General features: G+C 44.0%; 22 protein-coding genes. 8 read left to right on the top strand and 14 right to left on the bottom strand.

Going from position 1 to position 22,490, the window contains the following annotated elements:
- Positions 1 to 152: 152 nt before the first annotated feature.
- Complete coding sequence (locus tag H150_RS0101870) at positions 153 to 644, bottom strand: dihydrofolate reductase (protein ID WP_019957346.1); 492 nt, start codon at positions 642 to 644, stop codon at positions 153 to 155.
- Positions 641 to 1,435, bottom strand: a complete 795-nt coding sequence (locus H150_RS0101865) for a thymidylate synthase (protein WP_019957345.1) — start codon at positions 1,433 to 1,435, stop codon at positions 641 to 643. The genes H150_RS0101870 and H150_RS0101865 overlap by 4 nt, the downstream gene beginning before the upstream one ends.
- A gap of 241 nt (positions 1,436 to 1,676) precedes the next feature.
- Here H150_RS0101865 and H150_RS0101855 point away from each other — a divergent pair, with 241 nt between their 5' ends.
- From H150_RS0101855 to H150_RS0101825, 7 genes are all read left to right on the top strand, one after another.
- Positions 1,677 to 2,285 (top strand): hypothetical protein, encoded by a 609-nt coding sequence (locus H150_RS0101855; protein ID WP_019957343.1) that lies wholly within the window; start codon positions 1,677 to 1,679, stop codon positions 2,283 to 2,285.
- 122 nt (positions 2,286 to 2,407) lie between these two features.
- Positions 2,408 to 2,956 (top strand): RNA pyrophosphohydrolase, encoded by a 549-nt coding sequence (locus H150_RS0101850; RefSeq protein ID WP_019957342.1) that lies wholly within the window; start codon positions 2,408 to 2,410, stop codon positions 2,954 to 2,956.
- Between the two features lie 42 nt (positions 2,957 to 2,998).
- Positions 2,999 to 3,484, top strand: a complete 486-nt coding sequence (locus H150_RS14660; RefSeq protein WP_051082961.1) for a hypothetical protein — start codon at positions 2,999 to 3,001, stop codon at positions 3,482 to 3,484.
- A 137-nt stretch (positions 3,485 to 3,621) separates the two neighbouring features.
- A complete protein-coding gene (locus H150_RS0101840) occupies positions 3,622 to 5,595 on the top strand; it encodes a DNA topoisomerase IV subunit B (RefSeq protein WP_019957340.1) in 1,974 nt (657 codons plus the stop codon).
- A gap of 78 nt (positions 5,596 to 5,673) precedes the next feature.
- On the top strand, positions 5,674 to 6,795 hold the full coding sequence (gene nemA, locus H150_RS0101835) for an N-ethylmaleimide reductase (protein WP_019957339.1): 1,122 nt from the start codon (positions 5,674 to 5,676) through the stop codon (positions 6,793 to 6,795).
- Entirely contained in the window at positions 6,796 to 7,677 is an 882-nt protein-coding gene (ygfZ, locus tag H150_RS0101830) for a CAF17-like 4Fe-4S cluster assembly/insertion protein YgfZ (protein ID WP_019957338.1), read from the top strand.
- Positions 7,674 to 8,165: a DUF4442 domain-containing protein gene (locus H150_RS0101825; protein WP_019957337.1), complete on the top strand. Its 492-nt coding sequence runs from the start codon at positions 7,674 to 7,676 to the stop codon at positions 8,163 to 8,165. The genes ygfZ and H150_RS0101825 overlap by 4 nt, the downstream gene beginning before the upstream one ends.
- 64 nt (positions 8,166 to 8,229) lie before the next feature.
- Here H150_RS0101825 and H150_RS0101820 read toward each other — a convergent pair whose 3' ends face one another.
- The 10 genes from H150_RS0101820 to dnaB all read right to left on the bottom strand — a co-directional run bounded on the left by H150_RS0101820 (position 8,230) and on the right by dnaB (position 19,309).
- A complete protein-coding gene (locus H150_RS0101820) occupies positions 8,230 to 10,371 on the bottom strand; it encodes an AAA family ATPase (RefSeq protein ID WP_019957336.1) in 2,142 nt (713 codons plus the stop codon).
- 22 nt (positions 10,372 to 10,393) lie between these two features.
- Positions 10,394 to 11,761 carry a DNA repair protein RadA gene (gene radA, locus H150_RS0101815; RefSeq protein WP_019957335.1) on the bottom strand — a complete coding sequence of 456 codons (1,368 nt, stop codon included), beginning with the start codon at positions 11,759 to 11,761 and terminating at the stop codon, positions 10,394 to 10,396.
- A gap of 103 nt (positions 11,762 to 11,864) precedes the next feature.
- On the bottom strand, positions 11,865 to 13,169 hold the full coding sequence (hpnE, locus tag H150_RS0101810; protein WP_019957334.1) for a hydroxysqualene dehydroxylase HpnE: 1,305 nt from the start codon (positions 13,167 to 13,169) through the stop codon (positions 11,865 to 11,867).
- Positions 13,166 to 14,017, bottom strand: a complete 852-nt coding sequence (gene hpnD / locus H150_RS0101805) for a presqualene diphosphate synthase HpnD (RefSeq protein ID WP_026353391.1) — start codon at positions 14,015 to 14,017, stop codon at positions 13,166 to 13,168. Before hpnD ends, hpnE begins: the two co-directional genes overlap by 4 nt.
- 86 nt (positions 14,018 to 14,103) lie before the next feature.
- The gene (locus H150_RS13520) at positions 14,104 to 14,529 is read right to left on the bottom strand and encodes a type IV pilin protein (RefSeq protein ID WP_019957332.1); all 426 of its coding nucleotides are present in this window, start codon (positions 14,527 to 14,529) and stop codon (positions 14,104 to 14,106) included.
- Positions 14,530 to 14,557: 28 nt separating this feature from the next.
- On the bottom strand, positions 14,558 to 15,172 hold the full coding sequence (locus H150_RS0101795) for a pilus assembly PilX family protein (protein WP_019957331.1): 615 nt from the start codon (positions 15,170 to 15,172) through the stop codon (positions 14,558 to 14,560).
- Positions 15,157 to 16,362, bottom strand: coding sequence for a PilW family protein (locus H150_RS0101790; protein ID WP_026353390.1), 1,206 nt, complete (start codon positions 16,360 to 16,362; stop codon positions 15,157 to 15,159). Before H150_RS0101790 ends, H150_RS0101795 begins: the two co-directional genes overlap by 16 nt.
- A 12-nt stretch (positions 16,363 to 16,374) precedes the next feature.
- Complete coding sequence (pilV, locus tag H150_RS0101785; RefSeq protein WP_019957329.1) at positions 16,375 to 17,043, bottom strand: type IV pilus modification protein PilV; 669 nt, start codon at positions 17,041 to 17,043, stop codon at positions 16,375 to 16,377.
- Positions 17,044 to 17,125: 82 nt separating this feature from the next.
- A complete protein-coding gene (locus H150_RS14655; RefSeq protein WP_019957328.1) occupies positions 17,126 to 17,767 on the bottom strand; it encodes a GspH/FimT family pseudopilin in 642 nt (213 codons plus the stop codon).
- A 129-nt stretch (positions 17,768 to 17,896) separates the two neighbouring features.
- Positions 17,897 to 19,309 carry a replicative DNA helicase gene (gene dnaB / locus H150_RS0101775; protein WP_051082972.1) on the bottom strand — a complete coding sequence of 471 codons (1,413 nt, stop codon included), beginning with the start codon at positions 19,307 to 19,309 and terminating at the stop codon, positions 17,897 to 17,899.
- Between the two features lie 202 nt (positions 19,310 to 19,511).
- Here dnaB and H150_RS0101770 point away from each other — a divergent pair, with 202 nt between their 5' ends.
- Positions 19,512 to 20,093 carry a superoxide dismutase gene (locus tag H150_RS0101770; RefSeq protein ID WP_019957326.1) on the top strand — a complete coding sequence of 194 codons (582 nt, stop codon included), beginning with the start codon at positions 19,512 to 19,514 and terminating at the stop codon, positions 20,091 to 20,093.
- A 71-nt stretch (positions 20,094 to 20,164) separates the two neighbouring features.
- Here the strand turns inward: H150_RS0101770 and H150_RS0101765 are convergent, their stop codons facing one another.
- Together H150_RS0101765 and H150_RS0101760 are read right to left on the bottom strand one after the other, a co-directional pair.
- Positions 20,165 to 22,003: a peptidylprolyl isomerase gene (locus tag H150_RS0101765; RefSeq protein WP_019957325.1), complete on the bottom strand. Its 1,839-nt coding sequence runs from the start codon at positions 22,001 to 22,003 to the stop codon at positions 20,165 to 20,167.
- Between the two features lie 74 nt (positions 22,004 to 22,077).
- Positions 22,078 to 22,347, bottom strand: a complete 270-nt coding sequence (locus H150_RS0101760; protein ID WP_019957324.1) for an HU family DNA-binding protein — start codon at positions 22,345 to 22,347, stop codon at positions 22,078 to 22,080.
- Between the last annotated feature and the right edge of the window lie 143 nt (positions 22,348 to 22,490).

The following is a 22,490-nucleotide window of genomic DNA, read 5'->3' as shown; positions in this document are numbered from 1 at the left end:
ATCCTCTTAATCAATTCTTACATATTGAGCCACTTCCTGAATTTTGAGTTTAAAAATAAAAATAGATTCACGTAATTTTACTTTTTACATTTGAACCATATAAAAAAGCGCCCTGTATCGTTACAGGACGCTTCTAATCACTTTATTGCAAATCAACCTTGACGATGATAATGCACAAAATCAAAACCAATGCCTTTGGCGCTGACATGTGGCAAACGCTCGCATTCTACAAATTGATTTTTGTCTATGCTTGGGAAAAAAGCATCGCCATCGACCATTAAGTCCACTTCAGTGATACGCAAATCGGTCGCCAATGGCAAAGCCTCAGCATAAATCTGCGCCCCACCCATGATGATGGTTTCCGCTTCTTGCGCACACAAAGATAAAGCGGCCTGTAAGCTGTCGACCACTTCTGCGCCTTCTGCGACATAATTTTGATTGCGGCTGATGACAATATTGCGGCGATTCGGTAGCGGTTTTTTAGGCAAAGATTCCCATGTTTTGCGCCCCATCACCACAGGTTTGCCGGATGTATAGGCTTTGAAAAACGCAAAGTCTTCAGGAATGTGCCACGGCATGTCGTTGTTGATGCCAATACATCCGTTTTTTGCTGTTGCGACCACCAAGGTGATGAGTGGTGTCATACCGCCACCGCCGCTTTGATGTGTGCATCAGGCTCGTAACCGACCAATTCAAAGTCTTCAAATTTGAAGGCGAACAAATCGGTCACTTCAGGATTGATTTGCATTGTTGGCAAAGTTTTAGGTGTGCGGGTCAATTGCAATTGCGCTTGTTCAAAATGATTGCTGTATAAATGCGCATCGCCCAAAGTATGCACAAAATCACCTGGTTTCAAACCGCACACTTGCGCCACCATCATCGTCAGCAATGCATAAGACGCAATGTTAAACGGCACGCCCAAGAAAATATCGGCACTGCGTTGGTACAATTGGCAACTGAGCTTGCCATCGGCCACATAAAACTGGAATAAAGCGTGACAAGGCGGCAACGCCATTTCATCGACCAAAGCAGGATTCCAAGCCGACACCATCAAGCGACGTGAGTTGGGATTGGTTTTAATCTGCTCAATCACATTGGCGATTTGGTCAATGTGACCGCCATTAGGATTGGGCCAAGAACGCCACTGATAACCATATACAGGTCCCAAATTACCATTTTCATCCGCCCATTCATCCCAAATCGACACGCCATTGTCTTTCAAATAGCGAATATTGGTGTCGCCCTGTAAAAACCACAACAATTCATGAATGATAGAACGCAAATGCAGTTTTTTAGTGGTTAAAACAGGAAAACCTTCGCTCAAATCAAAGCGCATTTGGTAACCAAAAACCGAACGTGTACCCGTACCCGTACGATCGCCTTTGTCTTGTCCATGCTCTAAAACATGGCGCATCAAATCATGGTATTGCTGCATGTGTGTACATCCCAATCTCTTATTTTGCAATGCCTTTTTGAAATAGACATGCTCAGAAAAATTTAAAAACACACTATTATACATGATTCTGAAGATGGCTCTAAAACCCACTCAGCCATCACTTATTTTGCAAAATGGTGCAAAACACAAACATTCAAGCACGATTCCCAAGCTTGACGCCGAACCAAAAAACACAATCAAAATCAATATCATACCAAGCAACAAAATCATCAGGATTATCATGGCACATTCTGAACCACCCAGCGCTTTACTTCGCCTCGGCTTTTCCGCAGAAGCACGCTTGCGCCATATTTTGATTTGTATTTGGCAAACTTTGGGTTTGCTGTTCATTTTGACATTTTTAATGCCTTATACTTGTGCTTTGGTCAGTAACCAGTGTTCACAAATCATGAGCTCTTCTTGGAGCACTTGGCTACCTCTTTGGTCTGGTTTCTCCCCATCTACAACATCTTTTATGTGGCACATCATTTTATTGGCTTTGGCAGTGATGTTGTTTAGAAATTTGGTTTTGAATCTATTACATGGTATTTTTCAAACGGAATTGGTCTTTGAAGAACATTGCTTGTATTGGTATTTACCGACTTTGCATCTGCGTACCAAAACCATAGATTTAAAAAACATCACCTATATTGATATTTACAACCACAATATCGATCACTTACTCAGTCAAGCGCCAGCCAATATTACCTTGCGTGCACGCCTCACGCCGTGGCCATTATTAACCTACCATGCAAGAGATTTCACCAATAGCCAAGCCAATGACCACAACTTACCAACTTTGATTATGCTGCACTGCCCACATTTGATTTTTCGCTTTTTACAAAAATAAATGATCTTCATCACGCCCGAACACTGATTGCAAAGCCACCGTTATCTGTGACACAAATATGGCTGCCCCAATGCATTTATGCGACAATGTAAGTAACTATTATTCATATTGGGCGAATGAGCATGTTAGACAGAGAAGGTTATCGCCCCAATGTTGGCATCATCATCGTCAACAATCGCAATCAAGTATTCTGGGGCAAACGTGTACGAGAATACAACTGGCAATTTCCACAAGGCGGCATCAAACCAGGCGAAAGCCCAGAAGCAGCCATGTATCGAGAATTGATGGAAGAAGTCGGCTTGTCACCACACCATGTCAAAATCTTAGGGCGCACACGCGATTGGCTGCGCTACGATGTGCCCAGTACTTGGGTGAAACGTGAATGGCGCGGTTCTTATCGTGGGCAAAAGCAAATTTGGTATTTATTGCGCCTAACTGGGCGTGAATGCGATGTGTATTTGCGTGCCAATACCAAACCTGAATTTGATGCATGGCGTTGGCATGATTATTGGGCACCTGTCGATGAAGTCATAGACTTCAAACGCAATGTCTATTTGGATGCCTTACAAGAATTATCGCGTTTTTTAAGGCCGCTTGAAAACTGGGAAACCTATCAACAACGCAAACAACACTCTATTGGAATCAATGTCAGCCTGAACCAAGATGCGTGACTGAACCCACGCATCTTTTTTGCTCATCATAGAAGGATTACCATGTCAGATATTGTTTGGATGCTCATATTTTTATTGGCCTTTTTATCGTATCTTGGCGTTCTTTTGGGAGCAATGGCATGGATGGCTCAGAATGCTGCCAAATCGGCACCCAAATGCGTGGTTCATATTCCTAGCCAAGACAACATCTTGTCTACCATACAAACCTTTGCACAAGCTTACGGCTACAAACACCTGTCCGAACATAACGGCATACAAGTCTTTCGCAAAGGCAAGGGCTGGCTCACCAGCTTGACCGAATTGCACTTACAACCCAATACCGACGGCAGTGCCAATTTAGAGGTTTTGGAAGCGGTTAATTTTTTATTCAAAATGATTTACTTTCCCATCAACGCGCCCTCTTTTTTGGGAAAAGCTGTGCGAGCGCACAAAATCAAACGCATCAACTTACTGCTAGAACGCTTACAGGCCGCTCCAATTCAATTCGCGCGGACTCAGCCCAAAGGCAAAATCCGTTTAAAAAAATAAACTGTCACACTCTGATTGAAAAAAAGACCTTCAACCTCATGTAAGTTGAGCGGAATTTTGCCTGATTTGTATTGCATTTGTGGTAATACGGCAAAAACCGTTACACTAATCCCATTTTTGAATCGCTCACACTCCTTATGTCAGATTTACAGCAGCAATATGACGAATCCAGCGTCACAGTCTTAAAAGGCTTGGAACCTGTTAAACAGCGTCCAGGCATGTACACTCGCACCGACAATCCTACTCACATTTGCCAAGAAGTCATCGACAACGCAGCCGATGAAGCTCTGGGTGGCTACGCTTCGACCATCGCTGTCACCATTCATACCGATGGCTCGATGAGTATTGCTGATAATGGTCGTGGTATTCCTGTGGGTTTGCATCCTAGCGAGCAAGTGAGCGTCGTCGAATTAGTATTCACCCGTTTACATGCTGGCGGTAAATTCAATAAAAAAGACGGTGGTGCTTATGCGTTTTCAGGCGGCTTGCATGGCGTAGGTGTATCAGTGACCAATGCCTTGTCTACCCGTTTAGAAGTTACTGTCAAACGCGATGGTGTGATATCGAAAATTGTCTTTGCAGGCGGCGATATTATTGAGCCTTTGCAAGCCATCGGCACTTGCGCCAAAAAAGATACTGGCACGACGGTGCGAGTGTGGCCTGATGGACAATATTTTGAAGATGCTCACTATTCTATTGCTGAAATCGAACGCTTATTGCGTGCCAAAGCCGTTTTGTTGCCCGGTGTCAAAGTCAGTTTGACTTTGGCCAACTCTCAAGTGCAAGAATGGCATTATCCTGATGGCTTACAAGGGTATTTGCAAGATTTGGTTGAACAAAACCATGCTCAATTGCTGGTACCTATTTTACATACCGCACAATATATCGGCTCCGAGCATGACGATTTTCAAGCTGGCGAAGGCGCTGCATTTGCCCTGTCTTTTTTAGAAGAAGGTTCTATTGCCAATGAAAGCTATGTCAATTTGATTCCGACGCCATTGGGTGGCACCCATATTGCAGGGCTCAAACAAGCTTTATTCATTGGCGTTAGCAATTTCATTGAACACCACAATTTATTGCCACGAGGCATCAAATTACAGGCCGATGATGTGTTTGCCAAAGCGGCGTTTGTTTTGTCAGCGCGGGTTTTAGATCCACAATTCCAAGGTCAGACCAAAGACAAATTAACCAATCGTGATGCCTTGCGCTTGGTGTCTGCAGTGGCGGTCGATGCCATTGAATTGGCGTTGAACAAAGACACTGAAATTGGTAAAAAAATTGCCGAATTGGCCATCAAACAAGCACAAGCACGCCAGCGATCCGTTAAGAAAATTGAAAAACGCAAAGGCTCAGGCGTGGCGGTTTTGCCTGGCAAATTAACCGACTGTGAAAGCGAAGACATACGCGAAAATGAATTGTTCTTGGTCGAAGGTGATTCGGCAGGTGGTTCTGCCAAATTGGCACGCAACAAAGCCACTCAAGCGATTTTACCTTTGCGTGGTAAAGTTTTAAATTCGTTTGAAACCCACCAAGACCAATTGTTTGCCAACAATGAAATCCATGATATTTCGGTTGCCATCGGCGTCGACCCACACGGCCCGAATGACAAAGTGGATTTATCAGGTTTGCGATATGGCAAAATCGCCATTTTATCCGATGCCGACGTGGATGGCTCTCACATTCAAGTTTTATTATTGACGCTGTTCTACCGCCATTTCCCACAATTAATCGCTCACGGTCATATTTTTATTGCTCAACCACCGTTATTCCGCGTGGATGTCAATGCGCAAGGCAAAACCAAATCTGCACGTAAATTGTATGCACTAGATCAGCAAGAATTAAACAGCATTTTAGACCGTTTGCAACAAGAAGGTGTCAAAGAGACAGCATACAGTATCAGCCGTTTTAAAGGCTTGGGTGAGATGAATCCCGACCAACTTAAAGACACGACCATGCATCCAGATACACGCCGCTTGTTACCTGTGTCCATCCCAGAACAAGAACATGAACAAACCCATGCCATCTTTGTGAAATTGATGGGCAAAGGGGAAGCAGCCAGCCGTCGGGCTTGGATGGAAGCGCAAGGTCGCGATGTGGACGTAGATATTTAAGCTGTATTTTTACAGGCCGCTTCTACTGGAAGCGGTTTTTAACTTTCATTCACACATACAATCACAAAAGGAAGCACTGTGTCTGCATTTAAATCTTTGTTTCAACCTTTGACTGTCGGTCAAATGACATTATCCAATCGCATCATCATGGCACCGTTAACCCGTTTGCGCTCGATTGAGCCAGGCGATATCCCTGGCCCATTGGCAGCACAATACTATGCCCAACGCGCCAGTGCGGGCTTTATCATTGCAGAAGCCACACAAATCTCTGCTCAAGCCAAAGGCTATGCTGGTGCACCAGGTCTACACACCGATGAGCAACAAGCGGCATGGAAAAATGTTACTGCTGCCGTTCACGCTCAAGGCGGTAAAATTGGTGTGCAATTGTGGCACACAGGTTTGGTATCGCACCAAAGCTTACAGCCTGAAGGCTTAGCGCCGATTTCAGCTTCTGCCGTCGACATTGAAGCGGTTCGCACTTCGCTCAAAGATGCGCAAGGTCAAGTTTATCGTGTTGATACCACCGCCACACGCGCGGCTTCTTTGGCAGAAATTGAACAAGTGATTGCTGACTTTGCCGCAGCGACAAAACGTGCTCAAGCCGCAGGTTTTGATTTTGTGGAAATCCATGCTGCACATGGTTATTTGTTACATCAATTTTTATTGTCATCTATCAACCACCGTGACGACCAATATGGTGGCAGCTTTGAAAATCGCAGCCGCTTAATCATGGATGTGGTCGATGCATGTATCGCAGCTTGGGACAGTGAGCACGTTGGCATCCGCATTTCGCCTTTGGGTAAATTCAACGGCATGCCAAGTGATTTGGGTGAAGCCGAAAGCTTGCAATTGATTGAACAATTGCATCAAAAAGGCGTGTTGTATTTGCATATTTCAGAGCCAGATTATGCAGGCGAAGCCTCTTTAAGCGATGAATTGCGCCAACAAATTCGCCAACGCTTTACAGGCTGCTTGATTGGTGCGGGTTTGTATACGCCTGAAAAAGCGCAACGTTTGATAGATGCCAATCTAATCGATGCTGCCGCTTTTGGTCGTGCATTCATTGCCAACCCTGATTATCCTGAGCGCATCGCCCAACAAAGCGACCTGAATCCTTATCGTGCTGAAACGGTTTATGGCGGTGATGCGAAGGGCTATACTGATTATCCATTTTTATCTACCCACATAGAAAGCATGTAAATGACCCATACCTCAAACAGCTTATTGCCTTTTTTGGGTGTATTAAAAGTCACAGGCGAAGACCGTGCGGCTTTTTTGCACAACCAATTGTCTAACGACATTAATAATCTGCCTGCCTCTCAAGCTTGCTACGCCACTTACAACACGCCCAAAGGTCGTGTCTTAGCCAATATGTTGGTTTTAAACACGGGAGACGCTTTGTGGCTCATCATGGCGCAAGATTTAATCGAAGTCACAGCCAAACGCTTGCGCATGTTTGTGATGCGCAGCAAAGCAGTATTGGAAAATGCCTCTGAAACTTTAAGCGTGGCTGGCAGCTTACAACCTACTGATGAAGATTTTGATTTACCAGAAACGCCACCATTATTATTAAATGCAACAGAACAACAAGATTTTTGGCGCATTGCATTGCCACATGCTGGCGAATTACTGGTCGGCGATACTGCAAGCTTGCCTGAATACCATGAAAAGTCAGCTTACCAATGGTTGAGCCATGAAATCAATCATGGTTATCCATGGATTGTAGCAGCCAATACCGAAACTTGCGTGGCGCAAATGTTAAACCAACACCTTTTAGGTGGCGTGCATTTTCGCAAAGGCTGTTACCCAGGCCAAGAAATCATTGCCCGCGCACAATACCGAGGTCAGGTCAAACGTGGTTTGGTGATGTATGGCTCTCAGAATTTAGTGGAAGCTGGCGAAGCTTTGTTGGACGATGCGGATGAAGAAGTGGGCGTGGTCATTAACACCGTACCGCAAGCGATGGGTTCTTTGATTTTGGCAGTGGTCAAACACAGCGTGGGTGAAGAACGTTTGCACACTGAAAAAGCCGCTGGCTTAGACTTCAAACGCCGCTTTTATCAAGTGAATCCAGCATCATGATAGAACAGCTCAAACAATGGGTGTTTTCCGATGCCACACGTTTGCGCCGTTTTATGAATGTTTGGCCGCCATTTTTGTTTGCAGGCATTTACATCCAAGAGTTATCGGATGATTTTAGTCGTTGCAAAGTCAAGCTGCGCGCTTGGCCTGCCACACGCAATGTCAATGGCAGCCAGTTCGGTGGCAATTTGTTTGCCATGACCGACCCGGTTTATCCATTGATGTTATTAGGTATTTTTGGTAAGCAATATTTTGTTTGGGACAAAGAAGCCACCATTGAATTCATCAAACCCGCTTATCAAGCGGCGTATTTTGAATGTCATTTGTTGCCCGAAAAAATTGCCCAAATCAAAGCGGCCTGTAACGATGGCGACAAACATTTTCCCGTCTTGGAAAATCACATTGTCGATGCCAACGGTCAAGTGATTGCCAAAGTCAAACGCACTTTGTACATCCGTTTAAAGCCTGAATACCGTCGACAAGACTGACAAAATGCTGTCATCATTTACAGGACGCTTACAAGCGTCCTGTAAACATGGCTTAGCCTACAAACTACATAAAGCCTAAGGCCGTTTTAGAGCCTTGTTCTTTGAGCGCACATTCCGCTTGCAGCAATTGTAAAAATTGCTCGGCAGATTGTATCGGCGTAATGCGTGAACATTTCACCACCACCGCAAAATCCCCTGGCGTTAACACATGCAATTTGCCTACTGCATATTCTAAGCTGTGTGGACATGCCAAGCCAAAATGCTGACAATAGGCTTGAAACAATTGCCAGCGCTGTTCCAAACGCAAAAAGCCAAACTCGATTTTGAAATCAAATCGGCGCAAAGCCGCTTGGTCTAAATGTTTCATCAAATTGGTCGTCGCCACAAAAATGCCTTGAAAAGCCTCCATTTGTGTCAACATTTCATTGACTTGTGTCACTTCCCATGATTGATGTGCTTGGCGGCGATCTTGCAAGAAACTGTCCACCTCATCAAAAATCAAAATGGCATCGTCACGTATTGCCTCTTCAAAAGCCTCCGCAATCAAACGCTCACTTTCGCCCACATATTTGGACAATAAATCCGAGCCTTTTTTATACAATAGCGGCCGTCCTAATTGGCGTGCCAACCACTTCACATAAGCACTTTTACCTGTGCCTGGCGGACCGTACAAACACAAACTGCCGACCGCATGATTGGCCAAACCTTGTGACAATTGCTGTAAATCATGATGGGTATTGATCCAAGCCACATCGTATAACGCACCATAATCGTTTTTGCGATTCAAATAAGAACTGATGCCTTGCGCTTTGAGCGTGCTATGCAACAATTGCTTATACAAAACCGCTTGCTCAGCTGCACTGAGCACCTCGGCAACTTGCTCGGTGACTTTGTGTGCACGTTCTAACATCGCAGGCACCAAATCTTCATGCTCAGCCAGTTGTTCCACTTCGGCTGCATTCAAAAAGCCTTTGGTCAAGCGTGCAATCATCTCACGCCGCTTGGCTCTTGGAGGGGCTTTCATCTCAATGACCATGTCAAAGCGGCGCAAAGCCGCCCTGTCCATCATGTCCACACGATTGGTAATCCACACCGTTGGTACCGCATTTTGTTCCAACATGCGATTGAGCCACGCTTTGTTCAATTGATAGTCTTTTTGCTCCGTATTAAAGACGTCTTCGACTTCATCAAATAACAATAGAATGTTTTGCTTGGCGAAAATATGCTGCGCAGCACGCAACGCACTCATGCGTGCCTCACGGTTAGCAGGATTCCCTTCATCATCTGCCCATGCCACTTCAATGCATTCTAAACCCAACTCTTGCGCCAAAGCGCGTGTGAATTCGGTTTTGCCCGTACCTGCCACACCGTAAATCAAAATATTGCAACCTGCTTGCTGTTGCGACATGACTTTAGGCACATAATGGCGCAAGGCAGGCACCAAAGTCCCCAAGTGCGCAAAATCATCCAAAGCCAATTCGGTATTCGGTGCCACATGAACATGGCGTTTGAGCAACTCAACTGGACTGATACACTCCAAACACATCCAAGTGGCAAAATAACCACTCATCAAATCAATCTTGCTGCGCAAAGGATATTCACTGCTGTGATCAACTTTAAGCAAACCTGTGTGAAACAAAGTTTGCTGATGCCCTAAAGCTTCTCGAACATCGGCTTCAGGCAATTGTAAAATTACCGACAACGCCAAAACCACCTGACGGCTGTTCAGCTCGCCCATCAATTGTGCGGCTTGATTCAATACATTGTGATGGTAAAGCAAAATCACAAAAGTCAGAATTTTGCTTTCGGTGGCATTCAAGCCTAACAATTCTTGCCAAGCAGCAATATTGGCTTTCAAAACATTAGGGACACCTTTTTCGTACAAACCATCCCAATGAATGTGTTGTTGCCATTGCATATAATGTCGCTTAAGCTGCGCTCTGGCGGCAATCGGTTCATATTCATCTTCGGTCTCAAACCACAAATGTGCTTTTAACAAATTGGCCACATTCATGTCTTCAAAACCATGGTCACCAATGAAATCCAGTTGACCACCCAAAGGCAACAACATATGCCAAATCCAAGCCTGCAACAACAATTCGGTAGCAGGGTCGATTTGGTTTTGCTGCAATAAAGACAAAGGATCGATAGGCTCTACATCTTCTACATCAATTTCATCGCTCACACGTTTCTCACTCTCTGACATAGATTCCTCTCACACTGATTGCTCAGTCGCGACGACAAATTTCAACAGCTTCTTGGATAGAAGATACCCCATGTAGGGTTAGTTGGGGAAAATCACTTTTTTGACGCGGCAAATTGGCTTTGGGAATGATGGCATGGGTAAAACCCAATTTCTCAGCCTCTTTCAAACGCTCTTGCCCACGAGATACAGGACGCACCTCGCCTGACAAACCTATTTCACCAAACACAATCATTTTTTGCGGCAAAGGTCGATTGCGATGGCTAGAGACCATGGCCAAAATCACTGCCAAGTCAGCAGCAGGCTCCATGATTTTAACGCCACCCACCGCATTCAAAAACACATCTTGATCAAAACAAGCAATGCCTGCATGGCGATTGAGGACGGCCAATAGCATCGCCAAACGATTTTGCTCCAAGCCTACAGTCAGGCGTTTGGGTGTGAAACCATGTGCATCGTCTACCAAAGCTTGAATTTCTACCAATAATGGACGACTGCCTTCTTGCGTGACCAATACACAAGAACCAGGGACATCATCCCGATAAGACGCCAAAAAAATCGCTGATGGGTTTGCCACACCTTTCAAACCTTTGTCCGTCATCGCAAACACACCGAGCTCATTGGCAGCACCAAAACGGTTTTTAATGGCTCGTATCATACGATAATTACTGTGCGTATCGCCTTCAAAATACAAAACCGCATCCACCATATGCTCTAACACACGAGGTCCTGCAATGGCGCCATCTTTGGTCACATGCCCCACCAACAAAATGGTTACACCTGTTTGCTTGGCCACACGTGTCAATTGCGCGGCACACTCCCGCACTTGCGACACTGAGCCTGGAGCAGAAGTGATTTGATCTGAATACAGCGTTTGAATCGAATCGATGACCGCCACTTTAGGCTGGCGCTCGCGCAGATGTTGCACAATGGCCTCTAGACGAATTTCTGCCAATAAGTGAATGTGTGCAGGATTCAAGCTCAAACGCTGTGCCCGCAAAGCCACTTGCTGCGCCGACTCTTCGCCTGAAACATACAAGCAAGCACGATTAGCCCCCATCAATGCGTTCGCTTGTAACAATAAAGTAGATTTACCTATACCAGGATCGCCACCAATCAAAACCACCGCGCCCTCAACCAAACCGCCACCTAACACACGGTCTAATTCAGACAAACCTGTACTAGAGCGAGGCACTTCTTCAGCGGTAATATCTGCCAAGTTTTGCACTTTGCTGCTGGTTTGGCTCCACGCATCAAAACGGTTTTGGCTTTCAGGCAAAATGACACTTTCTTGCAAGGTATTCCATTGCCCACAAGCAGGACATTGCCCCTGCCATTTCAAAGTGCTACCACCACACTCTGTACATTGGTATTGCGTTTTAACTTTGGCCATAATCTTTCAGGACGCTTGTATGGGTTGCTAGAATACAGATAACAGATACACGCCAATGCCAATTGCTTTCAGGACGCTTGAATCTTCACTTTGGTCAAACACATTAAATACTTTTCCAATCAGCCAAACACATGGCTGCGGCCATTTGACCACTTTGCACTGCACCTTCTAAAGTTGCAGGATAATGCGGGTGACAATAATCGCCTGCCAAATACACGCCTTGCTTATTCAAAGCAGCCATAGACGGCAAAGCTCGGTTAACGGTTGCATGAGCCGTCGCACGTTTTTCAGTAATGACTTGTGAAGCCATAGGCTGAGGCAAATTGGGTTGCCATTGCAACAAATCTTGATGCACAGCATCCGCCCATTTTTGCGGTGTCATGTTTTCATGCTGCTCAGACACACTGATGACCACTGCCACTTCGTTGCGATGATTGGCATTCAATTGATCACGATGAATCACCCATTGACTCAAACCATATGCCGTCCCTTGAATGGTATGTGGCAAAGTCAATGGCTCAGGATAACGCAGATAAACTGTGGTAATCGCGCTGTATGTCAATTGTTCAAAATAAGTTTGCACCGAAGATGCATGCTCACCCAACACATCGACCACATGATAAGGCGCAGTCGCGACAATCACACGATCAAAACATTGTCCATCTACAAACCAATGTCGACCATCCACATCTTTTTGTAAATTTTGTACGCGGGTTTGCAATTGTATATTGACACCATGGCGACGCAAATAACGGCAAACAGGGTCAACCCACCACTGCTGTAAATCCACTTGTGCCAAACAAAAATCACTGTCTTGACGCTCGTTGAGCATCCCCTCTGTCACCACTACTGCCAAAATACGCAAACTGGCAATGTCCAGAGGTGTGTTCATGGTTGCCAAAACCAAAGGTTGCCAAAATTCAGCAATGTGTTTTTGCGGTACTTGACGCTGATGCAGCCAAGTTTGCACACTGATATCGTGAGTTTTCAGCCAAGAGACAGCACTTTTGAGTGCATATGCATCCTGTAAAAATCGCTTTTTATCAGAAAATCGCCATGTTTTGGCTCTTAACAAACCCCATATAACATGAACTGGGGCTGGTAATTTGGGCGTTGTAAAATCCAAACCATCTAATAAATGCCACTGCGAAGGCAGACGCAATGTGTCTTGCTGCGCCGATACACCAGCTTGCTGACGCAAGCGTAACACTTGATGGTATGCACCTAACAACAAATGCTGACCATTATCAACATGCTCAAATACTTGATTTTTAGCAGTCAAACCACGGGCCCTACCACCTGCTTGTTTGCTGGCTTCAAACACCGTCACTTTGGCATAGGCAGACAGCTGCATCGCAGCAGCCAAGCCTGCCCAGCCTGCCCCAATAATGGCTATATTCGGTTTCATGGCTTAAATCCAAATAACCATGTTTTCAAAGCAATGCGCAATTTACGCGGATTGGGAATGGCAATTTTATACCGTAAGACATTGTGACCACCGTCTTTTTGAATTTCATCCAATAAAGTGTGGTAAATCGCTGCCATGATAAAACCAATTTTCTGTGCTTGTTTGTCCTCTGGTGGCAACAAAGCCATCGCCTCTTGATACGTTCGATTAGCACGATCAATTTGAAACTGCATCATTTGCTCAAACTCAGGCGTGGATTTCAAAGCCATCAAATCAGTCGCCAACACAAAGAACTTCTGCAAATCTTCTACAGGCAAATAAATCCGACCATTGCGTACATCTTCGCCCACATCACGAATAATGTTGGTTAATTGTAAAGCCAAACCCATTTTGTCGGCATATTCCAAAGTTTGTGGGTTTTTAAATCCCAAAACTCGCACAATCAGACGACCGACCACACCAGCGACACGATGGCAGTACAATTGTAAGTCACCAAAACTGTTATAACGAGCTTGCTGCAAATCCATTTGCATGCCATCGATGATGGCCACAAACTCTTCTTGCGGCAATTGATAGTGCTCTTTGATGCTTGCAATGGCTTGGTGTACAGGATGCTCAGGCACCTCACCGTCCACAAACACTTTTGCCAAGTCTTGACGCCACCATTGCAATGTTTGCATCGCCACATTGGCATCAGTGCAATCATCCACAATGTCATCCACTTCGCGACAAAAAGCATAGATAATGGTCAAAGCATCTTTTTTAGATTGACTTAAAAATTTGAAACTGACCAAAAAATTAGAGCCGCTCGCGGCGGCTTTTTGCTGACAATAGGCCAACGAATCCAAAACACGCTCCAATCATATTTTCACATACATTTTAACGTGTTTTGGCCCACATGGCGTATTGCTTGTAAAAAAGAATCTGTTTACGTTTAATACTTGGTACAAGAAGAGCGAGCTGCCACGCTGGCAGCATCTGGACATTTAAATACTTCACCCGTTGAATCTGTATACAAACCAGCTTTTGACGTATCTAAAGGCGTCACGCTAACAAATATCTTGTTACCCACCAAAGCAGCTTCAAACTCAAAAAACGCCGTTAAGTTATTTTCAGTGGTTAAGCTAACAGCTTTTTCATTGACTGCTTCAATTTCGGCATCTGTAATTTGACCTGCTCTTAATTTCAACACTTTTAATTCTTGTTGTAATTGCAACGCCACAGATCTAGCTTGGGTTAAACGGGTATTTTCAACATGACGGCTGTACAAAGGCAAAGTAATACCCACGATAATACCCAAAATCACAAGTGCTACCATCATTTCAGTCAGCGAAAAACCTTTTTGATGCAATCGACTCATACTCATCATCCTACCTTTATCATTGTAATTAATCTATTTCCAGCTGGTTGTTGATGCTAATGACAGATTGCACAGTGACTTCTGTTGTGGCATTTCTACCCCAAGCTCTTGCAGTAACACGATATAAAGTGTTACTCACATCCGCAGAAGGACCTAAAAACTCAATAATATAGCGAGGGGATTGAGAAACATTAGCGTCACTTAATATATATTCAATTGATTTACCATCAACAAATATATCTCGCTTCCAAGCAGGCGTATCAGCATAAGCGCCACTTCCTCCAGACTGCTCCATGGCAGGAGCACATAAACCATTATCACAGTCCTCAGTAAATAATTTCCCAGAGCCCACCATTTCATCAAAAAAAACATCAGCTCGAGGAATCAACTCTTCTAAACTGCTAGTAATTAATGGATTGGCTAATACTTCCGTAGGATGTATGGTTTCTAAAGCATACAACTCACCCGCTTTTAGAGCTTCTTCTGCCAATCCAAAAGCATATTTTTTATCCGCATCATTGCTGCTGATACGCATTTCTGTATTCAGCGTTTGGCCTCCAGCCAAGACCAACGTTGCAATAATCGCCATTAATACCAAAACGATATATAACGTGAATCCCTGTTGCTTTACTCGGCTATACATGCATCTGCTCCTCGCATGGCGGCATTCAATACCATCACTTGTAAGTCATTATTGCTGGTTAATGTTTCAGATGCATTGCTAATGGTATTGATTGCAGATGGGGTTATTTTCAACTGCACGCCATTAGGCGTTAATACTTGCATATGGCCTGAAGCATTATTTTTCTCTAGGAATGCAGCTTGACTAACAAAATAGCTTTCAGCCACAGTAGGATTATCTACAACCACACAGTTATTCACATAAATATATTCTGCTTTCAAGTTACTGACATGACTGGCCAGTAATTGTGGTGGTGTCCATGCGCCATTGGTTTGCAACTCAAACCGATACAATGCATTCGCTTGTGAATCACCTTGAACCTTACCTACAACATAAACTACTGTATACAGATTGCTTAAACTTGCCTGTGACGCAAAATGACCTTCCCCCCCAATACCGCCTGTTATATTTTTAATATTTTCACCTGCTTGATACATAGGAATAGGATCTAAACTTGCATCCAAAGTCGCGTCCTCACCCGAAATAGTTAGCTGGTTACGCTTTAAAATATCCACACGCTGACAGCTAGACAATACCAATCTTGCTGAATTTGCAACACTGTCACTATTGGCATCAAAGTTCGTAGCAGTACCATTTGGCAAAGAAAATCCCGTCAATTGATTAACGCCACTGCGTGTGGTTGCTAACAAAGGCTGAGAATTGGTTCCATAGTTAAAAATCACCATATCAGAACCTGCTGCTGCAACAAATGTATCATCAATAGCACTCATGACATCACTCATGACATCAGAGTCAGCTAGCAAAATCCGCGTTGCAAAAACACGATCGTCATTTGCGTCAAAATAGCTGGCATCTTGATCTATGTCTAAATCACTATGATCCTTAGTCGCACCATTATCAGTAAAAGTGGCTACATTAGCACAACCAAACGTTCCTGCCATACGGGCATCTCGCACCAATAAATTGCTTGCTAACCGCAACTCTTGTTGACGATCCACCCGCATGGTAGCAGTTTCATTGACTCTTTGAGTGGCCACATATGCCCCACCTATGGCTAAAATAATCATCAAGCCTAAAGCAGAGGCTACTACAAACTCAATCAAAGTAAAGCCCGATTGATATGTATAAGACGGTGGATACTGTCTTGGCATATCATTCAAACGCGGTTTCGTTCCTGAATTAAGCTTCATATTTATTCTCTATTAACCAATCGGTACTTGGTAAGTATACAAAACCGCAGTATTGTCTTCATTCAAGATAATATCTGTATCTTGATACTGTTCTGCATCTTCTAATTCTTGTTCCCAAATTACCTTCAAAACAAAATTCGTTCCAGCACCACCACAAGCAATTTTCTTATCATCTCCCGTGCCTGTAAAACTCGGTGCGGTGGCAATGCTATCTGATTGCTCTTGGCAAATATTCCAACTCACTTTACCTGAACTTGGAATTTGATTGATTCTCTTCACAAAGCTACATACATGTGCTTTGGCAACAGCTTCCTTATTAACGCCACTGGTACTCGTTCCTGCAGTGCCCGTTAAAGACAATGCACTGTCATCAGTACAATTTTTAGTAATGCTGCCATCAGTCAAATCCACATATGCACCAAAATCGCGCTGCAATGCCAATGCCTCATTGTTTTTTTCTACCAAGCTGCGTGCAGGATTCATCATCATTGCTTCAACAAAAGAATCACCAGCATGGGCAATAATGGTCTGATTTTCAGCCTCTCTGGCCGAAGTCACAGTTTTCAACTGCATGGAAACCAATGCCAACAAACCAAAACCCAACACAAATACAGAGACTAAAATTTCTAGCAAGGTTGAGCCATGTTGTCTGTGACTAAATGGGTAATGATGGTTTTTCATTTTTCAATCCACAAAACGATTAGGTTACTTAATGACTTTTACGAATAACGGAACCAACACAATCTAATATTACTTGGACTCACTAGCCACATAATTCAGCAATTTTATTGCCTGTATTATTAGATTTAACTTGCTGTGAGCAAGATATGATTTTTCCCGTTGGCCCTAACAATACACGACCTGTATGTTGCGTATTGTTTTTGGATTGCATATCAATCACCACATAATTGGCACTGGCGACATCATTAATCACCACTTGGCTATTGGGTAAAAATTGAATATTTGGATTTGTGACAGCACTAGTACCAGTCAAGGGACTAAGTTTAACTGCAATATCCAACTTGTTCGCATCTGCCACGCCACTACCCGCATTAGGACTGTTGAATACACGAATATTGCGATCGACAGTGCTGTTATAAGCCGAATTTCTATTCACATCCGCATAAACAAAGACACCCTCAGACCAAGACTTCGTATTATTGGCACAACCTGCCAATTGACCTGTTGTACTGATACTGGCACCACAAGCTATCACTGGTACATTTTGACGAATGGCCTCATTGCGTGCAAAAGTTAACGCATTGGCATAGCCATTTAATGCACTTTTAATACGCTGACGCTCCATAAATCCATTCATGGCAGGCAGGGAAATAGCGGCCATAATACCCATGATAATAATGGTGACCATCAACTCAATTAAGGTAAAGCCTATTTGCTTTTTCATCCTAAACTCTCAATTTAACAAAATTGCCCTAGTAAATAATTTGATGACATACAATCAGTATAGATTCAAAGTCATGGCTACCATATCAAGATATGACCAATGGCAACTCATTTAGACAAACGAAGCAAACTACTCATCATCCCAACCGCCTTCAGGCAACGCTGCATTGTCAAATTTGGCATACTGACCTAAGAAGGTCAAAGCCACTTTCCCTGTTGGACCGTTACGGTGCTTGGCAATGATGGCTTCTGCCAAACCTTTGTATTGGGTATCAGGATTATAATATTCATCACGATACATGAAAATAATGATATCTGCATCTTGCTCAATCGCACCAGACTCACGCAAGTCAGACATCATCGGACGCTTATCGGTTCTTTGCTCAACCGAACGGGACAATTGTGACAAAGCAACCACAGGCACACTCAACTCTTTAGCCAAACCTTTTAAAGAGCGAGAAATTTCACCCAATTCAGACGCACGATTATCACTGCTGCGTCCTGAACCTGACATCAATTGCAAATAGTCAATGACAATCAAACCCAATTTACCACCATATTGACGCGCCAAACGGCGAGCACGAGCACGCAATTCCAATGCAGTCAAACCCGGTGTTTCATCAATATACATCGGCGCATCAGACAACTTCACTACCGCATCATTGAGCTTATTCCAATGCTCATCGCCCAATTGACCTGTGCGCAACACATGTTGATCTAAACGCCCCACGGAACCGAGCATACGCATGACCAATTGCGTACCACCCATCTCCATCGAAAACACAGCCACAGGCAAATGCTCATGTACGGCAACATGTTCGGCAATATTCATCGAGAATGCCGTTTTACCCATAGATGGGCGTCCTGCAACAATAATCAAATCACCTTGCTGCAAGCCTGAAGTGCGCTTGTCTAAATCCAAAAAGCCAGTGGATACGCCCGTAACTTCATCTGGATTGTCACGCGAGTACAACATATCAATGCGCTCAACCACTTCTTTGAGCAAATTGGGCATTTTCAAAAAACCTTGCTGACCACGGCTATTGCTTTCGGCAATTTGGAATACTTGATTTTCCGCTTCGTCAAGCAATTGACTGGCCTCACGCCCTTGTGGATTGCGTGCCATTTCGGCAATTTCCATACCCACTTTGGCCAATTGGCGGCGTACCGAACGCTCACGTACAATTTCAGCATAACGGCGAATATTCGCAGCCGATGGCGTATTTTGTGCCACGCTAATCAAATATGCCAAACCGCCCACAGCTTGCAATTCGTCTTGCTGCTGCAATTGCTCTTGTACTGTAACCACGTCAGCAGGACGCGATAACTCAATCATGCGTGCAATGGCACGGAAAATATAACGGTGCTCTTGGCGGTAAAAATCTTCTTCGCTCAAAATATCCGCAATGCGATCATAGGCGCTATTTTCCAATAACAAACCACCCAACACAGCCTGTTCCGCTTCAATAGAATGCGGCGGCAACACTGCCAATACTTCATCATGGCCAGCCTCGTAATCACGGGCATCAAAAGGCTCAGACATGCTCATCCTTTAATTCAATTCGAGCGTTATTTTAACACTGTTCTACAAATCTATTAGAACCTAAATCAAAGCAGACGTTTTCAATTACCGAAAAGCTGCACATCAACAGTTACCTTATCAAACAAAACACAGTAGAATAGTCCCACAACATAACAATATGTTATTCAAATTGTTTAACGATGAATTTATATGGAGTCACATCATGGAACATAAATTACCAGAATTACCATACGCTTTGGATGCATTAGCGCCTCATTTGTCTAAAGAAACTTTGGAATTCCATTACGGCAAACACCACCAAACTTACATCACCAACTTGAACAACATGATCAAAGGCACTGAATTTGAAGAAGCGTCTTTGGAAGAAATCGTGAAAAAATCTTCTGGTGGCGTATTCAACAATGCCGCTCAAATCTGGAACCACACCTTCTACTGGTTGGGTTTCACGCCTAAAGGCGAAGGCAAACCTGCTGGTGACTTGGCTGCTGCCATCGATGCAAAATGGGGTTCTTTCGAGAAATTCCAAGAAGCATTTGGCGCAGTAGCTGCGGGCACTTTCGGTTCAGGTTGGGCTTGGTTGGTTAAAACTCCAGCTGGCGAATTGGAATTGGTATCTACCAGCAATGCAGCAACCCCATTGACCACAGAAAACACCGCTTTGTTGACTTGTGACGTTTGGGAACATGCTTACTACATCGACTACCGCAATAGCCGTCCTAACTACTTGAAAGGCTTCTGGGAAATCGTGGATTGGGCAGAAGTGGCTAAACGCTTCGCTGCTTAATTCAACCCAATAAACAAAGCGTCCTGTAAATATTTACAGGACGCTTTTTTCATACTTTACCCATCACAGCATTATTGTGCTGAAGTCAATTCTTGTGTCCCTTTTTGAGCTGGGAATTGTGTTTGCAAATACTGAATATAACCCATCAAAGCACCATCATTTTGGTTTTTACCCAACAAGCCTTGCATTTGCTGTAACATTTCTGGCTTGGCTTCGACCGTACCAATTTTATCCACCGCCACCAAAACGGGCGCAGGTAAACCTTCGAGTAAAACATATTGTGGTTTACCTTCGCTTGGACGCACCGCAATCAATTGGCGGTATGCTTCAGGCGGCATGGTTTGTTGTGCTTGTTGTGGCGACATTTCAGCCGCAGGCGACCACGTTACCGTCGCGCTTTCACCTTTTTGCAATTTATCCAAAGCCTCTTTGGCAGCCGCTTGCGCCAATTTATTCGCCTCAGCCACAGTATGCGCTTGTTTCACCTGTGCTTTGGCTTCTTCCAAGCTCAATTGCTTTTCAGGACGCACATCGGTCACTTGTACCACCCAATAAGTATTTTGACCCACATCAATCGGCTCAGTCACTTTTTTATCAGCAATGGTTTTGGCATCAAACAAGACTTTTTGCAAAGCTTCTGGCATTTGTGCTTGCTTGGCTTGCTCGGCCGTCACCCACTCACCCACAGGTTGCGAAGCCAAGCCTGTGGCTTTAGCCACCGCATTCAAATCATCGCCATGTTTGATCGCCGCATCAATCAATTGTTTTTTCTTGGCATCTACCGCAGCTTTAATTTTTTCTTGGCGCAAAGTATCAATGATTTGATTTTTTTGACTGTCGAATGTCTGGCCGACTTCCAATACTTTCAAAATATGATAGCCAAACTCTGTTTCTACCAAGCCGCTGATTTCATCTTTTTTCAAGCCAAATGAAGCATCTTCAAACGGCTTGACCATCGTGCCATCTTTGGCAAAAAAGCCCAAATCACCACCATTTTGTGCCGAACCTGGGTCTTGCGAATTTTCTTTAGCCAAAGCAGCAAAGTCAGCTGGCTTGGCTTTCACTTTGGCTAACAAAGCTTCTGCTTTTTTCTTGGTTTGTGCTTTAGATGCTTCGTCTGCACCTTGTTCAAATGCAAGCAAAATATGCGCTACACGGCGCTTTTCAGGTAAAGAGGCTTGATTTTTATCAAAATAAGCTTTGGCTTCTTCATCAGTGACTTTCAACTGACTCAAAACTTCATTACCGCTTAACACCAGAAAATTAAATTTCAAACCTTGGGTTTGAATAAAGTCTTTTTGATGGGCATCGTAATAAGCTTTTAAGGCCGCATCGCTGGTGTCCACTTTGCTAGCAAATTGCTCAGGGCTGAACGTCATAGTACGAATGGTACGCGGTGCTTCAAACAACTGGATGGCTTGATTCAATTGGCTATCAGCCATAATTTGACTAGATTGAATCAAATTCAAAACCGTTTGCAAAGAGAAATCCTTGCGCAAACCTTCTAAAAATTGTTCTTCTTTCAAACCATTATTACGCAAGTAATCTTGGTACAATTTTTCTTGAAACGTACCGTCCTGTTGGAAAATAGACTGCGCCATGATGATTTTTTTCAATTGCTCATCGGACACGGTCACGCCCATTTGCTGCGCGCCAGCAAACAAATAAGCCTCTTGAGTCAAAGCCTGCAAAATGTCTTTTTGCACTTGATCAGTAATATCGCCTTGCTGTTGGCGCAAAACATCTCGCACCTTATCCAAAGTCACTTCTTGATCGCCTACTTTTACCAAATAATTGTCACTGCTGATGGCGCCAGTACCTGCAACACCGCCAGCTACTACAAATGTCAAACCAATCAAACCCAAAATTACTTTGGATGCAGTCGAATACTTCTGAACAAAATTAAACATGTTGGTATGCCTACCTTAAAATAATAAAAAAGGTGAACCCGAATGTTCACCTTTTCAGTTACGGCCAAATACAATTATAAAGCGTCTTTCAATGCCTTGCCAGCACGGAATTTAGGTGACTTGGCAGCAGCAATAGTAATTTCTTCGCCAGTTTTTGGATTGCGACCTTTGCGCTCAGCGCGCTCACCCACATAAAAGGTGCCAAAGCCAACCAAAGTTACGGTATCGCCTTCTTTCAAAGCTTCTGTAACGGCAGTCACCATTCCATCCAAAGCTTTGCCTGCAGCTGCTTTAGAAATATCCGCACTTTGTGCGATTGCATCAATGAGTTCAGACTTATTCACAATGAAAGTCCCTTTCTGTGGTTATTCGTTGATAGAGTTCATCGCCTAAGGTTAAGCAATTCCATCCATACCTGCTTTATAACAAGGCTAAAATTAGCATGTCAAGCAGCAATGGGGGCTTGCCGCTATTTTTACCACTGTTT

The sequence above is a fragment of the Vitreoscilla stercoraria DSM 513 genome (assembly GCF_000382305.1).
Lineage (GTDB): Bacteria > Pseudomonadota > Gammaproteobacteria > Burkholderiales > Neisseriaceae > Vitreoscilla > Vitreoscilla stercoraria.
The sequence above is the reverse complement of the archived record's forward strand: the minus strand, read 5'-3'. Positions and strand labels throughout refer to the sequence as shown.

Bases quoted from the DNA above. Each gene is read 5' to 3' on its own strand.
- H150_RS0101850 (WP_019957342.1), top strand. From the start codon at position 2,408: ATGTTAGACAGAGAAGGTTATCGCCCCAATGTTGGCATCATCATCGTC.
- radA (WP_019957335.1), bottom strand. From the start codon at position 11,761: ATGGCCAAAGTTAAAACGCAATACCAATGTACAGAGTGTGGTGGTAGC.
- H150_RS13520 (WP_019957332.1), bottom strand. From the start codon at position 14,529: ATGAGTCGATTGCATCAAAAAGGTTTTTCGCTGACTGAAATGATGGTA.
- H150_RS14655 (WP_019957328.1), bottom strand. From the start codon at position 17,767: ATGAAAAAGCAAATAGGCTTTACCTTAATTGAGTTGATGGTCACCATT.
- H150_RS0101765 (WP_019957325.1), bottom strand. From the start codon at position 22,003: ATGTTTAATTTTGTTCAGAAGTATTCGACTGCATCCAAAGTAATTTTG.
- dnaB (WP_051082972.1), bottom strand. From the start codon at position 19,309: ATGTCTGAGCCTTTTGATGCCCGTGATTACGAGGCTGGCCATGATGAA.
- H150_RS0101870 (WP_019957346.1), bottom strand. From the start codon at position 644: ATGACACCACTCATCACCTTGGTGGTCGCAACAGCAAAAAACGGATGT.
- H150_RS0101855 (WP_019957343.1), top strand. From the start codon at position 1,677: ATGGCACATTCTGAACCACCCAGCGCTTTACTTCGCCTCGGCTTTTCC.
- H150_RS0101825 (WP_019957337.1), top strand. From the start codon at position 7,674: ATGATAGAACAGCTCAAACAATGGGTGTTTTCCGATGCCACACGTTTG.
- hpnE (WP_019957334.1), bottom strand. From the start codon at position 13,169: ATGAAACCGAATATAGCCATTATTGGGGCAGGCTGGGCAGGCTTGGCT.
- ygfZ (WP_019957338.1), top strand. From the start codon at position 6,796: ATGACCCATACCTCAAACAGCTTATTGCCTTTTTTGGGTGTATTAAAA.
- H150_RS0101790 (WP_026353390.1), bottom strand. From the start codon at position 16,362: ATGAAGCTTAATTCAGGAACGAAACCGCGTTTGAATGATATGCCAAGA.
- H150_RS0101865 (WP_019957345.1), bottom strand. From the start codon at position 1,435: ATGCAGCAATACCATGATTTGATGCGCCATGTTTTAGAGCATGGACAA.
- H150_RS14660 (WP_051082961.1), top strand. From the start codon at position 2,999: ATGTCAGATATTGTTTGGATGCTCATATTTTTATTGGCCTTTTTATCG.
- pilV (WP_019957329.1), bottom strand. From the start codon at position 17,043: ATGAAAAACCATCATTACCCATTTAGTCACAGACAACATGGCTCAACC.
- H150_RS0101770 (WP_019957326.1), top strand. From the start codon at position 19,512: ATGGAACATAAATTACCAGAATTACCATACGCTTTGGATGCATTAGCG.
- H150_RS0101820 (WP_019957336.1), bottom strand. From the start codon at position 10,371: ATGTCAGAGAGTGAGAAACGTGTGAGCGATGAAATTGATGTAGAAGAT.
- H150_RS0101795 (WP_019957331.1), bottom strand. From the start codon at position 15,172: ATGTATAGCCGAGTAAAGCAACAGGGATTCACGTTATATATCGTTTTG.
- H150_RS0101840 (WP_019957340.1), top strand. From the start codon at position 3,622: ATGTCAGATTTACAGCAGCAATATGACGAATCCAGCGTCACAGTCTTA.